Annotated in this window: 11 protein-coding genes (1 of these 11 cut by a window edge); 7 read left to right on the forward strand and 4 right to left on the reverse strand. The window is 67.2% G+C overall.

Annotated elements, in window-relative coordinates; all coding sequences use genetic code 11:
* Positions 1 to 167, reverse strand: partial view of a phosphoribosylglycinamide formyltransferase gene (locus GEV05_19700; GenBank protein MPZ45570.1) — the beginning only. Its footprint begins 484 nt before the window's first position; the window shows 167 of its 651 coding nt (coding positions 1–167); it begins with the start codon at positions 165 to 167; its stop codon lies off the left edge, out of view.
* Positions 164 to 1,213, reverse strand: a complete 1,050-nt coding sequence (gene purM / locus GEV05_19705) for a phosphoribosylformylglycinamidine cyclo-ligase (protein MPZ45571.1) — start codon at positions 1,211 to 1,213, stop codon at positions 164 to 166. Before purM ends, GEV05_19700 begins: the two co-directional genes overlap by 4 nt.
* Before the next feature lie 223 nt (positions 1,214 to 1,436).
* Here purM and hda point away from each other — a divergent pair, with 223 nt between their 5' ends.
* The 6 genes from hda to GEV05_19735 all read left to right on the forward strand — a co-directional run bounded on the left by hda (position 1,437) and on the right by GEV05_19735 (position 6,688).
* A complete protein-coding gene (gene hda / locus GEV05_19710; protein MPZ45572.1) occupies positions 1,437 to 2,216 on the forward strand; it encodes a DnaA regulatory inactivator Hda in 780 nt (259 codons plus the stop codon).
* Entirely contained in the window at positions 2,217 to 2,891 is a 675-nt protein-coding gene (locus GEV05_19715) for an HAD-IB family hydrolase (GenBank protein ID MPZ45573.1), read from the forward strand.
* A 67-nt stretch (positions 2,892 to 2,958) separates the two neighbouring features.
* Positions 2,959 to 4,290, forward strand: coding sequence for a polynucleotide adenylyltransferase PcnB (gene pcnB / locus GEV05_19720; GenBank protein MPZ45574.1), 1,332 nt, complete (start codon positions 2,959 to 2,961; stop codon positions 4,288 to 4,290).
* A gap of 5 nt (positions 4,291 to 4,295) precedes the next feature.
* The gene (folK, locus tag GEV05_19725) at positions 4,296 to 4,811 is read left to right on the forward strand and encodes a 2-amino-4-hydroxy-6-hydroxymethyldihydropteridine diphosphokinase (GenBank protein MPZ45575.1); all 516 of its coding nucleotides are present in this window, start codon (positions 4,296 to 4,298) and stop codon (positions 4,809 to 4,811) included.
* 184 nt (positions 4,812 to 4,995) lie between these two features.
* Positions 4,996 to 5,787: a 3-methyl-2-oxobutanoate hydroxymethyltransferase gene (gene panB, locus GEV05_19730; protein MPZ45576.1), complete on the forward strand. Its 792-nt coding sequence runs from the start codon at positions 4,996 to 4,998 to the stop codon at positions 5,785 to 5,787.
* Positions 5,788 to 5,851: 64 nt separating this feature from the next.
* Positions 5,852 to 6,688, forward strand: coding sequence for a pantoate--beta-alanine ligase (locus GEV05_19735; protein MPZ45577.1), 837 nt, complete (start codon positions 5,852 to 5,854; stop codon positions 6,686 to 6,688).
* Positions 6,689 to 6,695: 7 nt separating this feature from the next.
* Here the strand turns inward: GEV05_19735 and GEV05_19740 are convergent, their stop codons facing one another.
* Positions 6,696 to 7,451, reverse strand: a complete 756-nt coding sequence (locus tag GEV05_19740) for a hypothetical protein (GenBank protein ID MPZ45578.1) — start codon at positions 7,449 to 7,451, stop codon at positions 6,696 to 6,698.
* Between the two features lie 269 nt (positions 7,452 to 7,720).
* Here GEV05_19740 and GEV05_19745 point away from each other — a divergent pair, with 269 nt between their 5' ends.
* Positions 7,721 to 7,924 carry a cold-shock protein gene (locus tag GEV05_19745; GenBank protein ID MPZ45579.1) on the forward strand — a complete coding sequence of 68 codons (204 nt, stop codon included), beginning with the start codon at positions 7,721 to 7,723 and terminating at the stop codon, positions 7,922 to 7,924.
* 75 nt (positions 7,925 to 7,999) lie between these two features.
* Here the strand turns inward: GEV05_19745 and GEV05_19750 are convergent, their stop codons facing one another.
* The gene (locus tag GEV05_19750; protein MPZ45580.1) at positions 8,000 to 8,773 is read right to left on the reverse strand and encodes an MFS transporter; all 774 of its coding nucleotides are present in this window, start codon (positions 8,771 to 8,773) and stop codon (positions 8,000 to 8,002) included.

Below are 8,773 nucleotides of genomic sequence, written 5' to 3' on the forward strand. Positions count from 1 at the left end.
CGATGGTCGATGGCTGCGGTCGGCACGCCGGCCGCCCGCGCCCGGGCAAGCGCTTGCGCCTGCGGATCGTTGCTCAGCACGGCCGCGACGCGCAGCGGCAGGCGTGCGTCCAGGATCGCCTGCAAATTGCTGCCGCGACCCGAAACCAGCACGACGATCGTCTTCATCGAACCTGCGTCTGCGCTTCGCCGGGCGGGCGTACCGCAACTTCGCCGATCACCCAGGCCGCTTCGTCGCAGCCGCGCAAATGAGCGAGCGCACGATTCGCATCGTCCCTGGCGACAATGACGACCATGCCGATTCCGCAGTTGAAGGTCCGCTGCAATTCCGCTTGCGCGATGTTGCCCGCCTCCTGCAGCCATGCGAACACCGCCGGCAGCGGCCACGCCGACTGCGCCAGCACCGCCTGGGTGTTCGGCGGCAGGATGCGAGGAATGTTTTCGAGCAGGCCGCCTCCGGTGATGTGCGCCATACCTTTCACGGGCACTGCTTCCAGCAGGCCGAGCAGGCTGCGAACGTAGATCCGCGTCGGCGCCATCAGCGCGTCCGCGAGTGGACGGCCGTCTAGCTCCGAGGCGAGATCGGCCGGGCGCAATTCGAGGATGCGGCGGATGAGCGAATAGCCGTTGGAGTGCGGGCCGCTGGAAGCCAACCCGATCACCGCGTCGCCGGACCGGATGGCCCGACCGTCGATGATGCGGTCTTTCTCGACCGCGCCGACGGCGAAACCGGCAAGGTCGTATTCGCCCGGCGGATACATCCCCGGCATCTCGGCCGTTTCCCCGCCGATGAGGGCGCAGCCCGCCAGCTCGCAGCCCTTCGCGATGCCGGCGATCACCCGCGCCGCGACGTCGACATCGAGCCGGCCGCAGGCGAAATAGTCGAGGAAGAAGAGCGGCTCGGCGCCCTGCACCAGGATGTCGTTCGCGCTCATTGCCACCAGGTCGATTCCGATCGTGTCGTGCCGGTCGAGCTGGAAAGCGAGCTTCAACTTCGTGCCCACGCCGTCGGTGCCCGACACGAGCACCGGGTTCCGGTAGCGCCGTCCGAGCTCGAACAGGGCGCCGAACCCGCCGATGCCGGCCAGGACGCCCTCGCGCCGGGTACGCGCCGCCAGCGGCTTGATGCGCTCCACCAGCCTGTCGCCCGCGTCGATGTCGACGCCGGCGTCGCGATAGGACAGGCTCGGATGGGGCGGGTTGGCGGACGACACAATGATCTCCAGGCACGCTGTCCACGATGGGACCGGCAATCCCGCCGGCGGCTGGGCCGGGGTGCGATTCGGGTCCCGGCGCGGCGCGGCGCTTTGCGTTTCAGCTGCAAAAACCGGGCCGATGGCGCGTGGTCGATTAGAATAGCATCACTTGGCGCCGCCTCATCGTCTCGACTGCGAGTTCCGCGGCGCCCTTGCGTCACTCGCTATTTGCCTGCTCACGATGCTTTCCTCGCCCCGCCAGCTGGCGTTGGCGCTGTCGACACAACCGGCAGCGTCGTTCGCCAATTTCGTCACCGGTCGCAACGCCGAGCCGGTGGCGGCGCTGCATGATCTCGCACACGACCAGGGCGGCGAGCGTTTCGTATACCTATGGGGTGCGCCCGGCAGCGGACGCGCGCATCTGCTGCACGCGGTCGTGCGGGAGGCATCCGCGCGCGTCCGCTGCGCGATCCGCCTGAGTGCCCCGGTGGCGGCAGATACCCTGGCAGCCATCGACGGCGAGACGGTCGTGACATTGGCCGGGGTCGAACGCCTGGATGGCGGCGCGCAGGTCGCGCTGTTCGGCTTGTACAACCGGATACGCGAGGCGGCGGGCGCACTGGTGGTGGCAGGTGATGCGCCGCCCGCGCGCCTGCCGGTCCGACCCGATCTGGCCACCCGCCTCGCCTGGGGACTGGTGTACGAGGTGCACGGGCTGAGCGACGACGAAAAGGCCGAGGCCATGCGCGCGCGCGCGGCCGAGCTCGGCTTCGAGCTCCCGTCCGAAGTCCAGGCCTACGTCCTGCGGCACGGTCGCCGCGATCTGCCTTCGCTGCTCGGCGTGGTGGACCTGATCGACCGTCATTCGCTCGAAGCGCAGCGCCCGGTCACGCTTGCGCTGGCGCGAGACGTGCTCAGGGGCGTCCAAAGTACGATGGCGCCGGTAGGAACGCCGGCGCAGGGCGGTACGATGGCGCCGGCAGGAACGCCGGCGCAGGGCGGCGCTATCGCAGGAGACTGAATGCGGCTTGCATTGTTCGATCTCGACAACACCCTGCTCGCCGGCGACTCGGACTACGAGTGGGCGCAATTCCTGATCGAGGAGGGCGTGCTGGAGCGCGCCACCTACGAGGCGCGCAACCGCGAGTTCTACGAACAGTACAAAGCCGGGGTGCTCGACATCCGCCAGTTCCTCGATTTCCAGTTGAAGCCGCTCGCGCAATATCCGCGCGAACGGCTCGATGCCTGGCATCGCGGCTTCATGGCGAAGAAGATCGTACCGATCATCAGCGATGCGGCGCGCGCGCTGGTCGGGCGTCATCGTGACGACCTGCGGGTGATCATCACGGCGACCAACCGCTTCGTGACCGGGCCGATCGCCGCGGAGCTGGGCATCGAAAACCTGGTGGCGACCAACCCGGAAGAGTGCGACGGGTGCTTCACCGGCGGGGTGAGCGGCGAGCCGTGTTTTCGCGAAGGCAAGCTCGTGCGCCTCGAATCCTGGCTCGCCGAGCGGGGCTCGAGCCTCGACGGATTCAGCGAAAGCTGGTTCTACAGCGACTCGGTCAACGATCTGCCGCTGCTCGAGCGCGTGACGCATCCGGTCGCGGTCGATCCCGACCCCGTGCTCGATGCCCATGCGCGCGCCCGCGGCTGGTCGATCCTCGAGCTCCATCCGACTTCCACCGCACGCTGATGCCGAGCCTGCAGCCGATGCCAGCCAAGAATTCCGTCGCAACCCAACCGCAAGGCGCGTCCGCCTCATGATTCGAAGTCTCCTGCGCCGCGTCTTCTCGCGCACGCCGAAGCCCAAGCTGATCGGCTTCGAGACCCATGGCATCGCGCGCGAGAGCATCAGCCCTTGCGCTCGGCGCGTGATCGAGGCGCTGCAATCGAACGGCTACGCGGCCTTCGTCGTGGGCGGGGCGGTGCGCGATCTGCTGCTCGGCAAGCAGCCGAAGGATTTCGACGTCGCCACCAGCGCGCACCCGGAGCAGGTTCGCGCCGCCTTTCGCCGTTCGCGCATCATCGGCCGTCGCTTTCGCCTGGTGCACTGCATGTGCGGCAACGAGACCGTCGAAGTCGCGACCTATCGACGGGCGCACGATCCCGAAGACGGTGAGGGGCAGATGGACGAGCACGGGCGGCTGCTGCGCGACAACGTCTACGGCACGCAGCCCGACGATGCGGCGCGCAGGGACTTCACCATCAACGCGCTGTTCTACGATCCGGCCACGCAACAGATCGTGGATTATCACAACGGCGTCGCCGAGCTGAAGAAGAAGCAGCTGCGGATCATCGGCGATGCCGAGCCGCGCTACCGCGAGGATCCGGTGCGCATGCTGCGCGCCGTGCGCTTCGCCGCGGCCTGCGGGCTGGAGATCGAGAAGCGCACGCTGGCGCCGATCCGGCCGCTCGCATCCTTGCTGCAGAACGTGCCGCCGGCGCGGCTGTTCGACGAGATGCTGAAGCTGCTGCTTTCCGGCCATGCGACCCAGTGCGTTGCGCGGCTGCGCCGCGAGGGTCTGCACCACGGCCTGCTGCCGCTGCTCGACGTGATCCTGGAGCAGCCGCTCGGGGAGCGTTTCGTCATGCTCGCGCTGAACAACACCGACGTGCGCATTCTCGAAGGCAAGCCCGTGTCGCCGGGCTTCCTGTTTGCAGCCCTGCTCTGGCACGAGGTGCTCGCCACCTCCAAGAAGGTTCGCGAAAGCGGGGTCCCGCCGATGCCGGCGTTGTTCCAGGCCATGGACCAGGTGCTCGAGACGCAAACCGACAAGCTGGCGATTCCGCGCCGCTACACCACCGACATGAAGGATCTGTGGGCCTTGCAGCAGCGGCTGGAGAACCGCAGCGGCAAGCGGCCGTTCCGGGTGCTGGAGCATCCGCGCTTTCGCGCCGCGTACGATTTCCTGCAGCTGCGCTGCGACTCCGGCGAGGTGGAAGCGGAGCTGGGCGACTGGTGGCGCCGGTTTCAGCAGGCGAGCCCGCAGGAACGCGAGGCAATGCTCGTGCGCGACGCCGAGCCACGCCGCAAGCGCAGACGCCGCCGCCGGGCCCCTACCGTTGCCGCCGAGCCTGACGCGTCGGCCTGACGACCATGGGTTGCACGTACTCGGGTTGCACGCACTCGCACCGGGCCTTCGTCGGGCTCGGCTCCAACCTGGACGATCCCGAGCAGCAGATCGAGACGGCCATTGCCGGCCTGGCGGCGCTGCCGTCCACCCGCGTCGTGCGTCGCTCGCGGCGCTACCGCACGGAGCCCGTCGGCTATGCGGATCAGCCGGATTTCGTCAACGCGGTGGCCGAGCTGGAAACGGGTCTCGAACCCCAGGCGCTCATGCGCGCATTGCTTGCGCTGGAGCAGGCGCATCGTCGCGTGCGCGGCAGGCGCAACGGCCCGCGCACGCTGGACCTGGATCTGCTCCTGTACGACGAGCGCGAGCTGGACGAGCCCGGGCTCATGCTGCCGCATCCGCGCATGCACGAACGGGCCTTCGTCCTCGTGCCGTTGCACGAGATCGCACCGCAGGCGAACGTTCCGGGGCGCGGGCGCGTCTCGGTGCTGCTGGGACAGGTCGACCCGCGAGGGGTCGCGCGCTGCGAGGGCCGCTGACAGTGCTCGCGCGCCTGTCCGCCGCCTATGCGCGTTTTTTCCACGACTACGCGACCCTGCCAATCCGCATCGTGAACTCGACAATCTCAACTTTGTTGATCGGGATGACGATTTTGAATTATTGTTGCAGCGCATCCGCGGTCTGAAGGGTCCGCGCGAGCGTTTCATAAGGAGATCGGCGAAGGTGCGCCTCACGCTAGCGGCATTGCAGAAAATGGTCCAGGACGGCGGCCGGGTCGCCATGCTGACTTGCTACGACGCGAGCTTCGCCGGCCTGCTCGAGCATGCCGGCGTCGATACCTTGCTGATCGGCGATTCGCTGGGCAACGTGATCCAGGGCCACGATTCGACCTTGCCGGTTACGCTGGACGACATGGTCTATCACACAGCCTGTGTCGCGCGCGGCAGCCGCAAGGCGTTCATCGTTGCAGACATGCCGTTCGGGACCTTCCAGCTCGGCCCGGCGCAGGCGTTCGAGAATGCCGTGCGCCTGATGGCTGCGGGCGCGCAGATGGTGAAGCTCGAAGGCGGCGCCGTCATGGTGGAGACCGTCGCCTTCCTCACCAGCCGCGGCGTGCCGGTGTGCGGGCATCTGGGCCTCACACCCCAGTCGGTGCATCAGCTTGGCGGCTATCGCGTGCAGGGACGCGACGAAGCCGCCGCGCGGCAGCTGGTCGTGGATGCGGAAGCGCTGTCCGAGGCGGGCGCCGGCATGATCGTGCTGGAAGCGGTGCCGGCAAAGCTCGCCGCGGAAACGACCAAGCGCGCCAAGGCATTGACCATCGGCATCGGCGCCGGTCTGGATTGCGACGGTCAGGTCCTGGTATTGCACGACATGCTGGATGTCTATCCCGGCAAGAAGGCGCGCTTCGTCAAGAATTTCATGAGCGGCGCGGACAGCATTCAAGACGCGGTCGAAGCCTACGTGAAGCAGGTGAAGGCAGGAGAGTTCCCCGGTCCCGAGCACAGCTTCTGACCGCTCGGGCGCTGTTCGATCCATCGCCACTTGCGCCTCGCGCGCGAACGATTCGATTCTTTTCATGGACGTCATCCACTCCGTAGCCGACCTGCGCGAACGCCTGCAGCACGAGCCGAACAACGTATTCGTGCCGACGATGGGTAATCTGCACCCCGGGCACATTCAGCTCATCACCATCGCCAAGCCGCGCGCGGCCTGCACGGTGATGAGCGTCTTCGTCAACCGCCTGCAGTTCGGCCCGAAGGAAGACTTCGACCGCTATCCGCGCACGCTGCAATCCGACTTCGCCCAATGCCGCGCCGCGGGCGTGGACGTGGTGTTCGTGCCGGACGAGCGCGAGATCTACCCCGAGCGGCAGACCTTCGTGGTCGAGCCGTCGGACCTGCAGCACATTCTCGAAGGCGAGGCACGGCCCAAGCATTTCAGCGGCGTGGCAACCGTGGTGCTGAAGCTGTTCAACATGGTGCGCCCGCACTCGGCGATTTTCGGCAAGAAGGACTACCAGCAATACATCGTGCTGCGCGACATGGTGCGGCAGTTCGCGCTGCCGATCGAGATCATTCCGGCCGAGACGGTGCGCGCCGAGGATGGCCTCGCGCTTTCCTCGCGCAACCACTACTTGTCGCCGCAGGAGCGCGAAGAGGCACCTCGGCTGTACCGGGTGCTATGCGCGATGCACGACCAGCTCTTGCGAGGCAGCCGCGATATCCAGCGCCTGGAGCTGGACGGAATGGCCGAGCTTGCCCGGCACGGCTGGCGCCCCGACTACATCGCCGTGCGCCGGCAGGCGGATCTTCAGGCCGCAGCCATGAAGGACAGGCACCTGGTGATCGTCGCTGCCGCCCGGCTCGGCGGCACGCGCCTGATCGACAACATCGAGGTCGAACTGCAAATCTAGCGAGGCGCTAGCGCGGAAACGAAACCTCCGCCGCCCCGAGCCCCACGAACTCGACCGCCACGGTCGAGCCCGGCTCGACCCGATGCAATCCGAGCCATGCCCCGGTCGTCACTGCCGTTCCCACGCCGATGCCGCCGCGATTGCGGGCATGGTTCGCAGCCCAGGGCAGGAGCCGCAGCGGATTGCCGACGGCATGGCAACCGGTGCCCTGCTTGATGATCCTGCCGTCGACGCGCGTGAGCACGGCCAGCGTGCCGAAGTCGATGTCGTGGAATCGCGCGCAGGCATCGCCCAGCACCAGCGCGAAATTGAGCTGATGGTCGGCGAGCCTGGTGAGATCGTCCGCACGCTCCCAATCGTCCAGACGGCTGTCGCACAGCTCGATGGCGATTCGCAGCTCGCGCACCGCCGCCAAAACCTCGCGCTCGTCATACGGCTCGGCCCGCGGCGCCAGCGCCCGCTCGAACACGACTGCGATCTCGGCCTCGACCCCGAGCATCGTCATGCGCTTCGCCGGCACGCGCGCCGGGCTGGTGTGGATCTCGTAGATCGGCGCGGCGCTCGGCTCGGTGCTCGCATCGGGCGCGCCGACCTTCCAGCCGGGCGCGATCGCTACTGCGCCGAGCGACTTTCCGATTGCATCCTGGATCGCATAGGCATCCGCGGCGCACGCCGGCCGCAGCACACCCGGAACGGGAATGCGTTTTCCTTCCCGCCGGGCTAGAGCGATGAGCCCGCTTGCCTGGACGATGTCGACGCGCAAAGCCGCCTTCCTCACGAGCCGGGAGGGCCGAAATGGAGCCCGAAATGACGCGTTCGATTGTACGGTAAGAGGCGCAAGTCATAGGTCTAGATTCCGGTTGCGAGGCCCAAAAAATTGCCGTATCGTGCCCGAGCAATCGACTGGGGCGGCTTGGACGCCACGTCCCATCGGCAGCTTGCTCATGGTCCGTGTCGCTCTGCTCGAGTCGCTTGCGGGAGAGGCTTGCGGCTACAGCAAGACTCCACTTCTCAATCTTTTCGGGATGTCGCATGGCAACTGGAACCGTGAAGTGGTTCAACGAAGCTAAGGGTTATGGGTTCATCACTCCGGACGATGGCGGGCAGGATCTGTTCGCGCATTTCTCCGAGATCGAGGCCAAAGGGTTCAAGACCCTGCAGGAGAAACAGAAGGTCAGCTTCGAGGTGAAGACCGGCCCCAAAGGCAAACAGGCTGCGCAGATCAAGCCGGTCTAAGACCCTGATCTGTTCGCCGAACCGCAGTCTTCGCACTGCGGTTTTTTTTGGTCCGTCGCGTCCCGGGTTGCCGCGTCAACGACCCGCGCCGGCGCCGCCTGCGGGGGCTGCCGCCGATTGCATTGCGCACCGCAAGCAGATGAACGCAATGATCGCGGGCAGCACCAGCAGTGCGAAGGCTGCGCTGTAGCGACCGAACACCGAGAACGCGGTCGCGAACACGATCGGCGCTACGACGCTGCTCACGTTGACGAAGAAGAGCGCCCCGCCGGTGGCCGGGCTCACCTGTCCGGGCGGCGCCACGCGCGCCACCTCGCCGAGAAAGGCGCCGTTCCATCCGCTTGCCGTGGCGCCCAGCACGAAGAACAGCAGGTAGACGAGCGGCCGCGGCCAGCCGAAAGCCAGCGTGCCGATGCCGAGGGTTGCAAACACCAGCGTCGCGGCGAGCCATGCGAGCACCCGTAGCGCATCGCGGCGAACGTCGGCGTACCACCCCCAGAAAAGACGCCCGCATACGCCGCCCGCTTGCGCGACGGTGAGTATCCAGCCCGCTTCCACCAGTGGCACATCCAACTCTTCCACGAACATGGCGACCGTGTAGCTCTGCATGCAGACCTGGCTTGCCACGATGCCGGCGCCGGCGAACGCCAACAGTCGCAGCCTGCGCCGCTGCCAGATGATCGCGACGGCGCGCAAGGGGTTCGCCGCCAGCGGCGTTGCGGGCTCGCGGTCGTCGTCCCAGCGCACACGCCAGCGCTCGATCACGAGCGCCATGACGAGCGCCGCAAGGCTCACCAGCCACAAGGCCCATTGCCACCCGGCGGTCACCGCGATGACCGGCATGAGCAG

It is taken from the genome of Betaproteobacteria bacterium (genome assembly GCA_009377585.1).
GTDB lineage: Bacteria > Pseudomonadota > Gammaproteobacteria > Burkholderiales > WYBJ01 > WYBJ01.